Raw genomic sequence first — 16,487 nt, 5'->3', positions numbered from 1 at the left:
CTTAATGAAAGTGGGGCACCGTAATGGTAAATGTTCTAATCGTCACTCTGATCTTCGGTTATTCAGGCTGGATCATCTATCGACATGTGCAAAAGGGCAAGCAAGGCGCTTGCGCTGGCTGTGATAAGGGCAAGACCTGTTCTGCAGCGTCTTTAGATTCTCCCCTCTCCTGCTGCTCAACACCTGTTAATAAGAAGAAGTAGGCTTGCCTAACCGTTATATGAAAGGGTTCATAGTTTAGCTTGCATTGCTTTCGGGTATGTTTGTTATAAGCAACTACAGACCATACCTAAGGAGGTAATCACTATGAACACAAAAAAAACATTTTTCACAACTGCCGCATTGGGCGTAGCCTATTTACTGAAGAATAAGGGAACTCGCGATAAAATAATGAACAGTATTCAATCCTTTACTTCTCAATCAAAGGCTAAAAAATCCAGTGGCAATATTTAATCTTCAGCATTCTTACAAAAGCAAAGAAACCTCGCCTTAGGGAATGGCCGGTCTTCCATCCATTGTCCTAGGGCGAGGTTTCTTTTTGTTGATTATGAAGAGCTAATCATTCGCTTTCGCTGAGCAACCACTGAACCAATGTGCGAACCATGACTCCTGTACCGCCTCTAGGATTAACTCCACGTTCTTTAGAAAGAAATGCGGTTCCAGCAATATCTAGGTGTATCCATGGCAGACCTTCCGCAAACTCACCTACAAATAACCCAGCGGTAGTGGCTCCCCCGAACCTACCTGCGGTGTTACGGATATCGGCCACTTCGCTCTTTAGCATTTCGCGGAATTCCGGGTAAGCCGGAAGCTGCCATATTTTTTCACCCGAAACATTAGCTGCTGTCAGAAACTGCTCCATAAATTCCTCGTTGTTAGTAACAGCACCTGTAGCTATATCTCCTAATGTCGACAACACTGCACCTGTCAGCGTAGCGACATCAATAACACGTTTTGCTCCCCATTCCCGGGCATAGGTCAGCGCATCCCCAAGTACAAGTCTCCCTTCTGCATCGGTATTCAATATTTCTATGGTTCTTCCGCTCATTGATGTAATGATATCCCCGGGTTTAAAGGCATTAGCAGATGGCATATTCTCAGCGGATGGAATGACCATTACGACATTAATTCGTGGACGTAATCGGCCTAATGCCTCCATGACTCCAAGCACAGCCGCTGCGCCTCCCATATCACTGATTAACTCTTCCATGCCTGGGGCTCTTTTTAAGGAAATCCCCCCCGTATCAAAAGTAATCCCTTTACCGACCAGCCCCACTACATTATCCCAGTGCCCCGTTCCCTGGTAACGGATGACGATCATTCGCGGAGGGTTTACACTTCCTTTTCCGACTGCGAGCAATCCGCCCATTCCTTTTTGCTCAATTTCCCGTTCATCCAGCACTTCGGAAGGAAATCCATAACGCTCAGCAACTTCTATAGCGGCCATAGCTAGGTCAGATGGAGTCAGCAGATTGCCGGGCATATTCGTCAAGTTCCGTGCCAGATTCGTAGCCTCACCAAAAGCCAGCCCTCTCTGCATGCCAAGATTCCAGTCACGCTCGAAAGTATCCGCTGGCTTCTTCTCGATAGTAAAAATAACCGAGTTTGGACCTATATATTGAGATTGCTCCTGCTTATAGGTGGGACGACGATAGGAACCAAGTGACAACCCCTCAGACAACGCATAGGCAATAGATACGATATCCTTATCTTCTGTTAGCTCCTGAACACCTTCAGGCAACTGAAACACTAGCTGTATTGCCTTCAATCGAAGTGCTGCACGTGCTATCTGAACCGCCATTTGACGTAGGTCTTCAGTACTAAGTAATTGGTCCCCTTTTCCAACTAAAATAGCTACAGGACAACCGGATGGATAATCTAATGGCAGTACATAAGTCTGATTCAGCTTCCCACTAAAGAGACCTGACCTTCCTAATAATCGAATTCTGTCATTCCACCTCTCTGAGAGGCCTCCATGTTGGGCTTCCGACTCAGAGATGATAAGAATAAGGGCATCACCCTGTATTTCATTAATGGCACTGCCACTATTAAATTCTATATTCATTGTGTCTACCTCCATTTGTCTCCCAAAACCAACCCCCATTGTAACATAAGCAAGGCCGATCTCTGCATCTGTATTATCCGCAGGGATCAGCCTCTTAAACACTTTATATTCTAATCGAATGTACTAATGGATTAATGAATTAATGGCAATGAGATTACAAAATGAGTACCTTCATTAACTCTACTACTGACAGAAATGCATCCGCCATGATTTTTGATGATTCGGTCACTCACAGAAAGCCCTAGCCCTGTCCCATTCTCCTTAGTTGTAAAAAATGGACTAAATAACCTGTCCAGTGTACGGATATCCATTCCCTTTCCGTTATCAGAGATGAACATACGGACCTCAGAACCCTCTCTGTGGGCTCCAACCTCTATTTTACCCATTAGACCATCTGCTCTATCCGTAACGGCCTCCATAGCGTTTCTAATCAGGTTAAGGACTACCTGTTTCATTTGTTTTACATCTCCAGAAATCATCATATCTCCCTCCTGAAAAGGATGTAGATTGATCTGGCAACCTTTCATCAGGGCTTCGCTCTCTGTAAGCAGCACTACTTCCTTGAGTAAAGCTGACACAGGAATCATCCCCACTTGAGGAACTGACGGCTTGGAGGAAGTAAGGAATTCATGAATGATATCGTTCGCACGATCGATCTCCGCCAAGATTATCTTGCCGTATTCCTGCTTCCCAAGCTGCTGTAGATGCGGGTGAAGCAATTGAATAAATCCACGAATTGCAGTTAATGGATTCCGGATTTCATGTGCAATAGATGCAGATAATTTACCTAGCATAGCCAAACTATCGTTCTGGTAAGCCGTTTGCTCAATCAACTTATAATCGGAGATTTCTTTAACTGTAAATAAATAACAACCCTTCATTTGCTCTCCACAGCATAATGTAACCTTCCAGTAACGGCCATACTCGTCTAAAAATTCATAATTTGATTTTCCTTTGTATACCATCTCTCTATAGCTTTGCAGTACTTGCTTTTTCTTAAAGCGGCTTAGTCTAACGTTAGATAATAAGTGTGATATTGTACAGCCGACAAGGGAGTGACGGGTTAATTCTAGCATCCCGTACATTTGCTTATTTACAAAACTTATAACTCCCTCTTCATCAAAAAGCATGATTCCGCTGTCAATATTCTCTAGTACATCCTCGTATGTAGTATCCACAGGCCCTGACTGATAGGTTCTTCCCGGTAATAGAAGACTTTCTTGATATTGGCTAATCACGATACGAAGTTCCCCCTTTTACTGCATTTGACGAAGACGCTAAAGCGACATCAAATTACTATGTATTTGAGTATATGACGAAGCCGCCAGAACATTCGGTAATCGTTGCACTTTTTCCAACCGGTTCAATTATATTCCAATCATATCCAAGTGAAGTAGACAACGCAATCAGAGAAACTGTCGAATGATAAAAAAATTCATAAAATGATTCCAAAGACATATAAAATATCACATCAAATTATATTTATCACTATTAGTTCGTTCAAATGATTTAAACTCTTTTAAAAGAAAATAGAAAAAGCTAAAGGCCCTCGCGGTTGCGAAGGCCTTGATAAAGAAATGGGTCAGACCCAAATTGTAAATAATCTTACGCTTTCTGTTGCAGACGAAGGCGTCTTTGACTCATCACAGCTAATCTTTTCTTCAATTCCCGTTCCCACTTCGTATCCTCAATCTGTTTGGCTACAGCAAGCAGGTCAAGCGCCATATCGATCTGACTCCGCACAATAGCTAGAGGCTCTTCACTCTCGATGTTAATGACGTTCTCGAATATTGCAGTTTCGTCTTCCATGACATAGTCCTGAAAATCCACATCAGTAACACCGTCTCCATGTGCGTATTCCGCCAAGATCTCATACTCGTTTTCGACCTTATAGTGAACCTCTACACGATGACATACCGGACAAAAAAGCAGGGGAACATTATGGACTTGCGTGCGATAATGTTTAAGGGTTCCCTTTGTTCCTACCATACTCGCTCCACAGCAAAAGCTCATATTTGTTCACCCTCCTTAGAATAACTAACCCATCTGAGTTTTTATTATTGTATTACATTACCCCAATGGAGATTCCTCCACTCGAGGACATAATATAACTTTTCACGCCTATTTTCAAATCCATTTTTTATTTAAGCCTTTTTTGGTGCAAAAAACCTCCTTACAGAAAAAACTTCTGCAAGGAGGTCGAAATCAGAATATCAAAGATCAGATAATAGCAGAACAACATTTAAATGTTTCTGTCACCTGGTTTCCAGTTCATTGGGCATAAGCCACCAGATTGCAGGGCTTGCAGGACACGAAGTGTTTCTTCTACGCTGCGACCTACATCATTGTGATTAACGACCTGATATTTCAATTCACCTTCAGGATCAATGATGAACAATCCACGCAATGCAATTCCTTCTTCTTCAATCAGAATGCCGTAGTCTTTAGCAACTTGTTTAGTAATATCAGCAGCAAGCGGGAAATTCAAACGGCCAAGACCATTCGAATCCTTAGGTGTATTGATCCATGCTTTGTGGCTGTGGATCGAATCAACACTTGCGCCGAGAATTTCTGTATCAAGCGCTTCGAACTGCGCAGCCGCTTCACTGAGAGCTGTGATTTCAGTCGGACATACAAAAGTGAAGTCCAGAGGATAAAAGAAGAATACCAGCCATTTGCCACGATAGTCGGACAGACTTACTTTACCAAAATCCTTACCATCACCTGATACGGTTTGCATAGTAAAATCTGGAGCTGGTCTACCTACTAAACGTTCAGCCATTGCCAAAATCCTCCTTTGATTATGTAAGAAACCAACCATTTCTTGTCGTGATATGCTGGAATAATTTACATCTTGTCTACATATCAAATGGTATCATCGTACAAAATCAAAGTCAATCTTAGACAAATTCCCCTATAATCGTAATTAGAAATTAGATTATATTATGCTTTGCGGATAGCTGCAACAATCAGGTCGCCCATTTCAGATGTACTGATCGCTTTGCTCTTATCTACGGCGATATCACTTGTACGGTGTCCTGCATCCAATACTTCAGCTACTGCAGCCTCTATCGCAGCAGCCGCATCCTCATAACCAAAGGTTAAACGGTACATTAGTGCTAAGGACAGGATTGTTGCAATCGGGTTCGCAAGTCCTTGTCCGGCAATATCAGGTGCGGAGCCGTGAACGGGCTCGTAGAGACCGTAGTTACCATCGCCCATCGAAGCGGAAGCAAGCATACCGATAGAGCCTGTCAACATCGCAGCCTCGTCGCTCAGAATGTCACCAAACATGTTCTCGGTAACGATAACATCAAAGCTAGCTGGACGACGCAGCAGCTGCATTGCGCAGTTATCAACGAGTACATGCTCAACCTCTACCTCAGGATATTCTGGAGCAATCTTATTTACGACCTCACGCCATAACCGTGAAGTTTCAAGTACATTCGCTTTATCAACACTTGCAAGCTTATTGCGACGCTTGCCAGCAATCTCAAAAGCCTGACGTACAATTCGTTCCACTTCCATTACGTTATATACACAGGTATCCACTGCTTCTTCACCATGTTCACCTTGACGACGCAGTTTATCTCCGAAATAAATCCCACCAGTCAGCTCACGAACGACCATAAGATCGGTACCTTCCAGCACTTCTGGCTTCAATGTCGAAGCGTCCTTAAGGCAATCGAATACGACTGCTGGACGTAAGTTTGAGAACAATCCAAGTGCTTTGCGAATGCCAAGCAATCCGGTTTCAGGACGAAGCTCCTTAGAATTGTTATCCCACTTCGGTCCGCCTACAGCGCCCAGTAATACGGCGTCAGCACTGCGACAGATTTCCAGTGTATCTTCCGGCAGCGGTGTACCTCTTTCGTCTATTGCAATGCCTCCAAAAAGAGCGTGCTCCGTTTTAAAAGCATAACCAAATACTTCTTCCGTTGCTTTCAATACTTTTTCTGCTTCAGCTACTACTTCAGGTCCAATACCGTCCCCTGCGATTACGGCGATTTTTTTAACCTCACTCATCTCAGTCACTCCTCAAGTGGTCTGCTCTAACAGACATAGTTCTTCTTTATATTGTTGTATCATACCCAGTCGTAAAGGACAAAGATATAGATTCTATTGAGTTGATAGGCATAGCCTATAATTCAATGAGATAAGACAACTTATCCAAATTGCCGCTTCATATTTGCTCTTATTTCTGAAGATGTTTACAATTAAGTTGAAATCATCTACCTAAGGAGTGAATGCGAAGTGCAATATGCTAAGCTTGGCAAATCCGGTATGAAGGTCAGTCGGCTATGTCTCGGAACAATGAACTTTGGCCCACAAACAGATGAACAAGAAGCCTTCCGTATTATGGACGCTGCACTCGACGCAGGTGTTAATTTTTTTGATACCGCTAACATTTATGGTTGGGGTGAGAATTCCGGTTTAACAGAAACGATTATTGGTCGTTGGTTTAAGCAAGGTGGTGGGCGACGTGAAAAGGTCGTGTTAGCTACCAAGGTATACGGTGCAATGAGCGATAAGCTCGATGGCCCTAATGATGAGGGTGGACTATCATCTTATATTATACGCCGCCATCTAGAGGGGTCTCTGCAGCGTCTCCAGACCGATCATATTGAATTGTACCAGATGCATCATGTTGACCGTAGTGTCTCTTGGGACGAGCTGTGGGGGGCTTTCGAGCTTGCTGTAAACCAAGGAAAGATTGGTTATGTCGGCTCCAGTAACTTTGCGGGATGGGATATCGCTGTAGCCCAACAAGAAGCGAAGGCACGTGGCTTTTTAGGTTTGATTTCTGAGCAGCATAAATACAGCCTCACCTGTCGCCTTCCTGAACTTGAAGTATTACCCTCCTCTCTCCATCATGGACTAGGCGTTATTCCTTGGAGCCCACTGGATGGAGGTCTTCTTGGACGCAATGCACTTAAGAAAATAGAAGGCAGCCGCAGTGGAGGAAATGCTGAGCGCGTAGAGCAATACAAAGATCAGCTTGAGGCTTTTGCAAGCTTATGTATGGAGCTTGGGGAACCACAAGATAATGTAGCACTAGCATGGTTATTAGCCAATCCTGCTGTAACCGCACCAATTATTGGACCACGCACACTAGAGCAATTCGAGAGTGCACTGCGCAGTCTTGAGATTGTGCTAGATGAATCTGTCCTTAAACGTTTAGATGAGATCTTCCCAGGACCGGGCGGAGAAGCTCCTAAAGCTTACGCTTGGTAGGTTTCTTATAATTTGAAAAAGGGCGCTAAGGCTTCAGCAGAACCAATCGCTGAAGCCTTAACTCCCTTTATTGTTCGTACTTATTCAGCTGTGTCCACGGTTACACTTCCATTACTCGTACTTAGGTCCACAGTATAAGTTCCTTTACCAAGAATGGCAGTGCCAAAGCTGTCCCCGTCTAGATCCCAAGGGACATTCCCCTTCAGTGAGCCATTGCTAGTATCCGCTGTAATCTTCGCATCGGACACAGTTGGCAACCCCACCGTAATCTTTCCGTTACTAGACGAACATTTCCATTTTCCAGTCACTGCTGAATTAATAGTGATCTTGCCGTTGCTGCTCTTTGCCGTCAACGCTCCATCTATATTATCCAATATAATCGCACCATTAGAGCTTTTGAGCTGCGCTCCACCTTGGATGTTCTGAACAGTCAGTGAGCCATTGCTGGTATCTGCTTCAACTCCGCCAGCAACATCATGAATATTTATAACCCCATTACTAGTATCAACTACTAAGCCAGACTTTAAATCCCAGGCTTCTATTGACCCGTCACTAGTATCTACCTCAACAGCAAGGCTGCTAGGTACACTTACATTTAAATAAGGACTTTTAGTATTAAATCCAAACTGAATATTAGAGAACCAATTATGATCTGTATCAAGCTCCATAATCAGTGTATCTCCCTCAGTTTTTACTTTCCATTTCTTTTCCAACGCACTTTCGGCTTCACTTTGCGATTTTCCAGGTAGGAGTAAGCTTCCCTCATAATCCAATGAGCTTCCATCTATTCCCTCGACCTTTACTTTTCCACTTGGAAGTACGATTTTCAGCGTTGTAATATTGTCTTTCACTTCGACATTGCCGCTTAGTGGAGTTAAATGTGTATTCCCGATTAAACTGCTAAGTGAGCCGCCGGCCATTACGCTCTGTGCACTGCTTGCTCCAACCAACAGGATGATCAAAAGGATTGCCCAACCGCTCACACGACTTTTGGCATCGGATTTGATAAACAATCTTAGCAACATCTCGAGTCCGAACAAGATCAACAGTGCTGGCCATAAATAACCAAGTACTTCATAGCTGATCATATTATACTGAGCCATCACAATAATGACACCAAGTGCAATGCAGCCTATAGCTGCAGTAAAACTCCCGATTTTCCATCTCCCCATAGTCAAATCCCCGTTTCTTACGCTCTCGTATTGTTTCTTAGCATCTTCAGACCGTACGCAATCAGACCCAGTGATAGCAAGATCGTACCAATGTTAATCTCAATTAACATTCTCCAAAGCGTCGGAAATGCTGAGATCACCAGCATAAGGAAACCGGCAACAACACATCCAACACCAACCCAAGCCGGATTCACATCTTCATGTGGGTAACCCGGCATAGAGGACATCCCCATCGTCCAAGGTTCTCCGAAGCTGTCAGGATGGAACATCATACGCTCATGTTCGGCTGCAGTTATTTTCATCCAAGCCGCTTTCTGCAGGGCATCAAACAATTGGTAAAACCATAGTGCAGCTAGCGCAAAAGGGAAGATCATGGGCTCAGACGGAATAAACATAATACATAAGGAAGCCCCGATCATAAACTGCAGCCCCTGCTTTTTGAAACCTAAGTACAAATGACCTACACCAGGAACCATAGCTAGCATAAAAGTGAGCCAACGTCTCTTCTTAATCATAATACATCCTCCTAAAATTTGGATAGCATAAACTTTTCAGTTTACCTGAATCCATCTATTATTTATAAATCTCTTTATGACTATTTTCTAAAACCACCAAACCATTGGGTCACCGAATTCGACACATGACCATTAATTTCAGTAATCCCATAAGCCAAATTCTCAAAAACGCCAAACTGTAACAATAAGAAGCTCAAGCAGGCAGCCACCGCATAATGCATCCAAGATGTTCTAGGAGCATAGCGACGTCTTACGCTTGTCGCTTTAACCGCTCGCTCTCTGCGTCCTGTTTCGAGCTGCTCGATATGGGCCATAACACCTGCTGCGAGATCTGGAAAGTCCATCTGTTCATGCTGATATTCACTGTCCGTTTCCATTTCTGACCAAAGAGCGGACATTTCCTTAGCTTCCTCCAGCCACTGCGCGCAATCAGGACAGGATTGTATGTGCAACCGGATACTCAGCTCCATATCTGGAGACAGTAGGCCGTCAATGTAATGTGGCATCCATTCCTTCACTATTGCACAATTCATCGCAATTCCTCCCTTTGTCTACGCATCATCTGTCTGGCACGATAAAGCTGCGATTCGATAGTCTTAACGGAAACACCTTTTTGCTCCGCTATCTCTTGATAAGAATTTCGCTGAAAATAGTACAGCTGTACGACCGACCGGTACGGTTCCGCAAGGCTGTTCACATTCTCACCCAGCTCAGCTGATTGTTCCTGCTCTAGCACCTCTTGCTCTGGTGTTTGAGATGTTACCCAATCATTCTCAGTGTAATCAGCCGCACTCCGATGCCTCCACTCCCTATCATTGGCCCGTTTCCAGTCCAGACAGGTTCGATAGGCTATCCGATAAAGCCATGTCGAGAAGGTAGATTGTCCTCTGAAGGAGGGGAGCGCTTTGTATGCTTTTATAAAAACCTCTTGGGCCATATCTTTGGCCGATTCGGCTTCTCCAGTAATCTTGACGCACACTCTGTATACCATGCCTTGGTAACGTGTCACCAAATGCCCAAAGGCCTGATGCTCACCGTTCAGCACAGCAGAAATCCATTCCTTCTCTTCCAGCTTTCTCCCCTCCTTCACCTACATAACGTTAGACGCCAGCCAATTCTAATCCCCTGCAACTTTGCCGTAACTTTTTTTAAAATTTTTGAAATATTTTTGTGAAAGGAATATATTGTTTTTTGTCGAATAATGTTTAATTACTATGACTAAACGAAAACTCTTTCTAATTATCGTGCTATTTCTTACTATACTTACTGGATTTCGCTTCCTATGGGTTTGGGCATCGCCTCATGCCATACAACCACAATTAGTCAAAGGAGTTCTCGATTTACGGAATAAAGACTTAAATCAAGACAAGCTCCTTACCTTAAAAGGCCAATGGGAGTTCTATCCTAATACGCTGCTTCCCACTTTCAATAAAGAATCTCTAAACAAAGCTCCCCCTAAAAAATATATACAAGTCCCGGATCAGTGGAACGATGCCATTCATAATGGCGAAAAGTCTGCTTTAGGCTACGGCTCCTATCGGTTACGGATTCTTGTAGATAAAAACGAAAAGCAGTCTTATGGCATACTCATATCCGGGGTTCGGACTTCTTCGGAAATATATATCAATGGTGAACTACTGGGAAATTCAGGTTCTCCATCTGCCAATAAAGAAGACTATGTTGCTCGTGTATTACCTTACTCCGTAACTTTTACAACGGATAAGACTGAGATTGAAATTGTGATTCATGTAGCCAACTACTCTTTAGCTCATACAGGTGGTATTTTTAAACCCATTTTATTTGGTAACGAAAAAACCTTAACACATCAGCGGATCGTTTCCATAGGCCTTCAACTGTTATTATGTGTAGTACTTCTACTTCATGCAGTCTATGCAGCAATATTATATACCATTGGTCCACGGCAAAAGATGTTGATCTATTTTTTTCTGTTGGTAATTTCCGCTATAACTACAGTACTTATTGATGATGACAAGCTTTTGCTGCATATGCTTCCCTTAAACTACCAATGGAGCTTAAAACTATTAATCATATCTAATATTATGGCTTTTATATTCATCTTACTGACAAGCAAGCAACTAATGTTCCATAATTTAAAAATTAAAAGCGTTCGGATCCTGACCAGCTTATCCTTGGTACATATCCTTTTCATACTGCTCGGTCCCGTTGTCCACTATTACGAATCATATACGCTTCTTTTTTTCATCAATATATTCGTTCTATCATTAGAAGTTGTAGTTCTCTTTCTGAAATCTGCGCTTAAAAACAACGATGGCTCTATTTTTCTATTGCTATCTATCCTAGCCATCATTAACAGCAATCATTGGGGATTGTTCAAAAATTTCGATCTGGTTGACGTTACCTATTATCCTTTCGACCTGATTATTGCCTTTTTATGCTTTGCGACTTTTGGGTTTAAGCGCTATTTCTGGAATACTAAACAGACTGAAAATCTGGCAAAAAGCCTGCAAAGAACCGTTACGCAAAAGGATGATTTCCTAGCTAATACCTCTCACGAGCTGAAAAACCCCCTACATAGCATCATTAATATTGCTGAGACCGTCTTAGACAGTGAGAGAGACTCTTTAATGCATCAGAACGCAAGTAATCTAGAACTGCTAATTACCGTCGGAAGACGTATGTCTTTACTGATAAACGATCTTCTAGATCAATCACAGCTTCGTGAAAGCAACATTCAATTACAGTTAAGAAATGTTCCCATTCAATCCGTAGCTGTTGGCGTACTCGATATGCTCAAGTTCCTTACGGAAGGTAAGCACATTACACTAATCTCGGAGATTCCCGACTCGTTTCCTTCTATTGTGGCAGATGAGAAAAGACTCATTCAGATTTTGTTCAATCTGCTTCAAAATGCTGTGAAATATACGAGTGTAGGCTCAGTTAGGGTCCATGCGGATATTCATAAGGGTGTGGCGCGCATCCATATTACGGATACTGGCATTGGAATGAACGAGGAAACACAGCTTAGAGCCTTCCAACCCTATGAACAGGGTGACTCAAGCGTGACAGCAATAAGTGGTGGAATTGGATTGGGCTTAAGTATTTGTAAACAGTTAGTTGAACTTCACGGTGGAGAGATTAGCGTAAAATCTTCACTTGGCAAAGGCTCTACTTTTACTTTTACTATGCCTCTATCCGATTCAAACATTCAAAAATTCAATTTAGAATTCTCAACAGTGACTGAATACACGGACAAACTATCTCATATTAGGCTATCCGAATTTAACACTACATCTGCTACTTCAACGGATGGAAGAAGACCTAAGATTTTGGCTGTTGACGATGACCCGGTTAATCTGAAAATCCTTACTAGCGTACTGTCCATCAAAGACTATGAAATGGTTACGGTAACCAGTGGAATTGATGCTTTAATAAAACTGGATACTGATCAATGGGATTTAATCATTACAGATGTAATGATGCCCCAGATGTCCGGCTATGAATTAACACAGAGAATTCGTGAACGTTTTACTATAGCTGAGCTTCCTATTCTACTTCTGACCGCACGTAGCCAGCCGGAAGATATCTACACCGGATTTGTTTCGGGCGCGAACGACTATGTAATGAAACCCATGAACGCTATGGAGCTAAGAGGACGGGTACGTTCCTTAACAGACTTAAAACAGTCCGTAAGTGAACGGCTTCGTCTGGAAGCAGCATATCTTCAAGCGCAAATACAACCACATTTTTTATTCAACACATTAAATTCTATATCTGCTCTGGCATCTTTTGATACACAGCGTATGGGTCACCTTATTGATGCCTTTAGCTCTTATTTACGCTTAAGCTTTAACTTCTTGAACGCTGAGCCGATGATACCGATTGAACACGAGCTTGAGCTTGTCCGTGCCTATCTGTACATAGAGAAAGAGCGCTTTGAGGACAGGATGACCATCAACTGGGAGTTAACAGAAAATCTACATTTTCAGTTACCTCCCTTGACCATTCAGCCACTCGTTGAAAATGCCGTTAGGCATGGTATATTAAGCCGCTCCAAAGGAGGTACGCTTTCAATATCCATCAAAGAACTAGCTGATGACATCGAGATTACAATCGCTGATAATGGTAAAGGTATGACTTCCGAGCAACTTCAGCAACTGCTGAGCAGTCAGTCTAATGTAACAAGAGGGATTGGATTTCTTAATACACATAAACGCTTGTTACGTGTCTATGCTAAGGGTTTGCAAATTAAAAGCAAGGAAGGGCTAGGTACTTCAGTAAGTTTCATAATCCCTTCTGAAAAAAGAAATATGAATCACAAAAATACCTAGTCACAGACAGACTATAATGAAACGAAAAATAAAGAAGAGTTTATTGTTTTTTGCTAAAAAATACTATATTGAGTGGTGAAATAACAATGATTCAAGCAGTATTGGTGGACGATGAACGTCTTGCTCTCGTAAAGTTAGAATTCATGTTAAAAGAAATGGAAGCTGTTCATATCATCGCGTCCTATACAGATCCTGTTCAAGCTATACAAGAAGCTCCAGCCTTGGAGCCTGACGTTATTTTTATTGATATTGAAATGCCTGAAGTGAGCGGACTTCAAGCTGCCGCAATTCTGCAAGAGGTGTGTCCAAACGCTAATATCGTTTTCGTGACCGCGTATAACCAATATGCAGTGGAAGCCTTTGAGTTAAATGCGATTGATTATATTTTGAAGCCCGTGCGACATGACCGTTTATTCAAAACAGTACAACGCTTGGAGGACAGATTGAAGTTTGCACCAAAAAGCAAAGAGGTAGCACATGAACTAACGATTCGTTGTTTTCAATCGCTGCGTTTTGAACGAGGAGGACAACCTTTAAACAATCTCCGTTGGAGAACTTCTAAGGCACAAGAATTGTTTGCTTTCTTGCTTCATAATCGCAATCGATTCGTCAGTAAAGATACCCTGATTGACCTACTATGGCCAGATTTCAACCTTAAAAAGGCTTCTACCCATCTCTACACAACCATTTATCAAGTACGACAATGTTTAAAGCAGAGTGAGGTAGATCTGCATATCAGCAACGTCAGTGGCGGGGAAGGGTATACGCTTGAGACCGGGCCGCTTCTAATCGATGCAGCCCAGTGGGAGCACAACATTCTTGCACTCGAATCCATCGGAGAGGACAATTGTGCAGAACATCAAAGCTTATTTGAGCTTTATTCAGGGGATTATTTTGGAGATTACGATTATTTGTGGGCGGAGGGTGAACGACAACGTCTGCGCACCATTTGGCTACACCATGCTATGGGAATGGCCCAGTTCTATATCGACAACAACAGAGTTCCCGAAGCTGTCACCGTGTATCAAAAGGTAGTACAGCTTCAGCCCTATTTTGAACAAGGACATTTAGGATTAATGAAGGTCTACGACAGTATTGGGGAACGATCAGCAGTGGAAGAACAATATAAGAATCTGACGGAATTATTGAAAGGCGATCTAAGTATTGGTCTTCCGGCCGTTGTTCAAGATTGGTATGAAGAATGGGAACTACATAACCTTAGAATACGCAGCAAGAAATAGTTTCTATTTATCAAAGACACCCGGATCTATTCGGGTGTCTTTGTTGTTACGATATATTAATTGCTGCGTTTGAAACAGCTAGTTAAACGAAGCTAGCGAATTACGCAAGATTGAACAAACTTGTCCGAAGCAAATTCAAACATTGTTCAATAAGCCGCAATTCTAACATGTTGTTGGCAGAGCTATGCCCTATTATCCTAGTTCCGGTTGATCTACGAAGGTAACAGCGGTATCTGAAGTGCTGTGCAATTCAAAGATGACAATCTCATTGTCGCCTTGTTTCAATAGAGGACCTGGCACATACATTGTTTTCTGTGGTCCGATATTCCAATAGCGTCCAAGGTTGAACCCATTAATGAACACGACGCCTTTAGTCCATCCTTCCATGCTCAAGAACGTATCACAAGGTTCATCCACAACCAAGGTGCTGCGGAAGAAACTAGGTTCCACTTGCCTGAATAAACCTTCAAACTGCAGACCAGATAAATCCGTTAATGGCAACGTATAAGTCGTCCATTCCGACAGAAACTGCCGTCCATAACGTACCCCTTCAGTAATCCCTTTACAATCTCTCATAAAAGGACCATAGTTGACGCGTCCTAAATTCTCCACAAGTATACTAACATGCAGCCCTTCGGCCGGAACCTCGAACTCTAATTTCACCTCTGGCTCTACACGATCTAAGGTTGCAGTGAGCTCTCCATTCAGAAAGACTAATGCACGATCATGTAAATCCTGGATGAAGAACTCATCTTTGGGACGAGGTCCTGTAAGGAACGTACTATAATGAATAAAGCCATAATCCTGACCCAATTTCTCCATCGGTTCAGGGTATACAGAGTGAATAGGTGCAGAAATACGATTCAAGTTTGCGGTAAGTGAAGTCTGCTCCTTCATCTCTACTCTCCCATATGCTCTCTTAGCGACAGGAGCTGGTAACTCAATGGGTCCGAGATCTACATATTTGGAGATCACTTCACGAACTGCATAATATTTAGCTGTCGGCTCACCGGATTCACTCAGTAAGGAATCATAGTCATAACTAGTAATTGTTGGTTCATAGCTGTCAAACGTATGTCCATTCGCTCCGTTGTAGAACCCAAAGTTAGTTCCGCCATGGAACATATAGAAATTAACGGATGCGCCTAAACTAAGTATCTCATCCAATACCTTCGCTACATCCTCAGCCGGACGCGTATGATGCTCCTCACGCCAATGATCAAACCAACCGTTCCAGTATTCCATACACATGATTGGAGCCTCTGGTTGGTATTCACGGAGCTTGTTGAATGCTTCTACTGGACGTGATCCAAAGTTCACCGTCTCTAGCACACCTGGGACCATACCTCCCTGTAACATCGCGTCTTCAGGTCCATCGGAAGTGAATAGTAGTACATCTATCCCATGGGAAATCATGCTGTCTTTTAAATGAGTCAAATAGCGCTTGTCATTGCCGTAACTTCCGTACTCATTCTCAATCTGCATAGCAATGATCGGGCCACCATTTGTACATAACAGTGGTTGTAATTTGGGGAGCAATACATCATAATACGCATCTACATGATCTAGAAATGGCTTATGGTAGCATCGAAGACGCATATCCGAATCAGCTAGCAACCAAGATGGCAGTCCACCAAATTCCCATTCTGCACAAATATAAGGTGCGGGACGAACGATGACATGCAGACCCAAATCTCCTGCCAATTCAATAAACCGGACTACATCTGCCATACCTTCAAAATTATGTTGGCCTTTCTTCGGCTCGTGTAAATTCCATGCCACATAGGTTTCAACCGTATTGAAGCCGCAAGCTTTTAATTTGATAAGACGGTCTTCCCAATGTTCCGGCAGAGTCCGAAAATAATGGATGGCCCCTGAGATAAGCCCTATCGCCTGATCGTTATAATAAAAGGAAGATCCTGAATAATGAAAAGTTGCCATATTCTCAA

15 protein-coding genes are annotated in these 16,487 nt (G+C 42.8%); 5 read left to right on the top strand and 10 right to left on the bottom strand.

From position 1 onward, the window contains the following. Window positions 1-23 precede the first annotated feature (23 nt). A complete protein-coding gene (locus NSS87_RS07045; RefSeq protein ID WP_076298228.1) occupies window positions 24-203 on the top strand; it encodes a FeoB-associated Cys-rich membrane protein in 180 nt (59 codons plus the stop codon). Window positions 204-306: 103 nt separating this feature from the next. Continuing rightward, the gene (locus tag NSS87_RS07040) at window positions 307-453 is read left to right on the top strand and encodes a hypothetical protein (RefSeq protein WP_179085847.1); all 147 of its coding nucleotides are present in this window, start codon (window positions 307-309) and stop codon (window positions 451-453) included. Between the two features lie 106 nt (window positions 454-559). Here NSS87_RS07040 and NSS87_RS07035 read toward each other — a convergent pair whose 3' ends face one another. From NSS87_RS07035 to leuB, 5 genes are all read right to left on the bottom strand, one after another. Continuing rightward, window positions 560-2,065 (bottom strand): leucyl aminopeptidase, encoded by a 1,506-nt coding sequence (locus tag NSS87_RS07035; RefSeq protein WP_339245825.1) that lies wholly within the window; start codon window positions 2,063-2,065, stop codon window positions 560-562. A 131-nt stretch (window positions 2,066-2,196) separates the two neighbouring features. Continuing rightward, complete coding sequence (locus NSS87_RS07030; protein ID WP_339245822.1) at window positions 2,197-3,303, bottom strand: ATP-binding protein; 1,107 nt, start codon at window positions 3,301-3,303, stop codon at window positions 2,197-2,199. A gap of 367 nt (window positions 3,304-3,670) precedes the next feature. After that, window positions 3,671-4,078 carry a hypothetical protein gene (locus NSS87_RS07025; RefSeq protein WP_042125131.1) on the bottom strand — a complete coding sequence of 136 codons (408 nt, stop codon included), beginning with the start codon at window positions 4,076-4,078 and terminating at the stop codon, window positions 3,671-3,673. Window positions 4,079-4,307: 229 nt separating this feature from the next. After that, window positions 4,308-4,847, bottom strand: a complete 540-nt coding sequence (locus tag NSS87_RS07020) for a peroxiredoxin (protein WP_339245818.1) — start codon at window positions 4,845-4,847, stop codon at window positions 4,308-4,310. 161 nt (window positions 4,848-5,008) lie between these two features. After that, complete coding sequence (leuB, locus tag NSS87_RS07015) at window positions 5,009-6,091, bottom strand: 3-isopropylmalate dehydrogenase (RefSeq protein WP_042185740.1); 1,083 nt, start codon at window positions 6,089-6,091, stop codon at window positions 5,009-5,011. Between the two features lie 228 nt (window positions 6,092-6,319). Between leuB and NSS87_RS07010 the strand changes: the two genes are divergently transcribed. Continuing rightward, window positions 6,320-7,300 carry an aldo/keto reductase gene (locus NSS87_RS07010; RefSeq protein WP_042125126.1) on the top strand — a complete coding sequence of 327 codons (981 nt, stop codon included), beginning with the start codon at window positions 6,320-6,322 and terminating at the stop codon, window positions 7,298-7,300. 80 nt (window positions 7,301-7,380) lie between these two features. On the opposite strand, the gene NSS87_RS07005 is transcribed toward NSS87_RS07010, so the two are convergent. The 4 genes from NSS87_RS07005 to NSS87_RS06990 form a co-directional block, all read right to left on the bottom strand. Then, window positions 7,381-8,472, bottom strand: coding sequence for a DUF4097 family beta strand repeat-containing protein (locus tag NSS87_RS07005; protein WP_042185736.1), 1,092 nt, complete (start codon window positions 8,470-8,472; stop codon window positions 7,381-7,383). A gap of 17 nt (window positions 8,473-8,489) precedes the next feature. Beyond that, a complete protein-coding gene (locus NSS87_RS07000) occupies window positions 8,490-8,987 on the bottom strand; it encodes a hypothetical protein (RefSeq protein WP_042185734.1) in 498 nt (165 codons plus the stop codon). An 80-nt stretch (window positions 8,988-9,067) separates the two neighbouring features. Next, window positions 9,068-9,520 (bottom strand): zf-HC2 domain-containing protein, encoded by a 453-nt coding sequence (locus NSS87_RS06995; protein ID WP_042125121.1) that lies wholly within the window; start codon window positions 9,518-9,520, stop codon window positions 9,068-9,070. Continuing rightward, the gene (locus NSS87_RS06990) at window positions 9,517-10,077 is read right to left on the bottom strand and encodes an RNA polymerase sigma factor (RefSeq protein ID WP_042185733.1); all 561 of its coding nucleotides are present in this window, start codon (window positions 10,075-10,077) and stop codon (window positions 9,517-9,519) included. The genes NSS87_RS06995 and NSS87_RS06990 overlap by 4 nt, the downstream gene beginning before the upstream one ends. A 124-nt stretch (window positions 10,078-10,201) precedes the next feature. On the opposite strand from NSS87_RS06990, the gene NSS87_RS06985 reads away from it, so the two are divergent. Together NSS87_RS06985 and NSS87_RS06980 are read left to right on the top strand one after the other, a co-directional pair. Continuing rightward, the gene (locus tag NSS87_RS06985) at window positions 10,202-13,297 is read left to right on the top strand and encodes an ATP-binding protein (protein WP_339245809.1); all 3,096 of its coding nucleotides are present in this window, start codon (window positions 10,202-10,204) and stop codon (window positions 13,295-13,297) included. Between the two features lie 86 nt (window positions 13,298-13,383). Continuing rightward, complete coding sequence (locus NSS87_RS06980) at window positions 13,384-14,538, top strand: response regulator (RefSeq protein WP_339245807.1); 1,155 nt, start codon at window positions 13,384-13,386, stop codon at window positions 14,536-14,538. 192 nt (window positions 14,539-14,730) lie between these two features. Here the strand turns inward: NSS87_RS06980 and NSS87_RS06975 are convergent, their stop codons facing one another. Next, on the bottom strand, window positions 14,731-16,479 hold the full coding sequence (locus tag NSS87_RS06975) for a beta-galactosidase family protein (protein ID WP_339245804.1): 1,749 nt from the start codon (window positions 16,477-16,479) through the stop codon (window positions 14,731-14,733). Between the last annotated feature and the right edge of the window lie 8 nt (window positions 16,480-16,487).

It is taken from the genome of Paenibacillus sp. FSL F4-0243 (assembly GCF_037963295.1).
Lineage (GTDB): Bacteria > Bacillota > Bacilli > Paenibacillales > Paenibacillaceae > Paenibacillus_AQ.
Note: the sequence above shows the minus strand (reverse complement) of the source record. Positions and strands in the feature narration are given on the sequence as shown.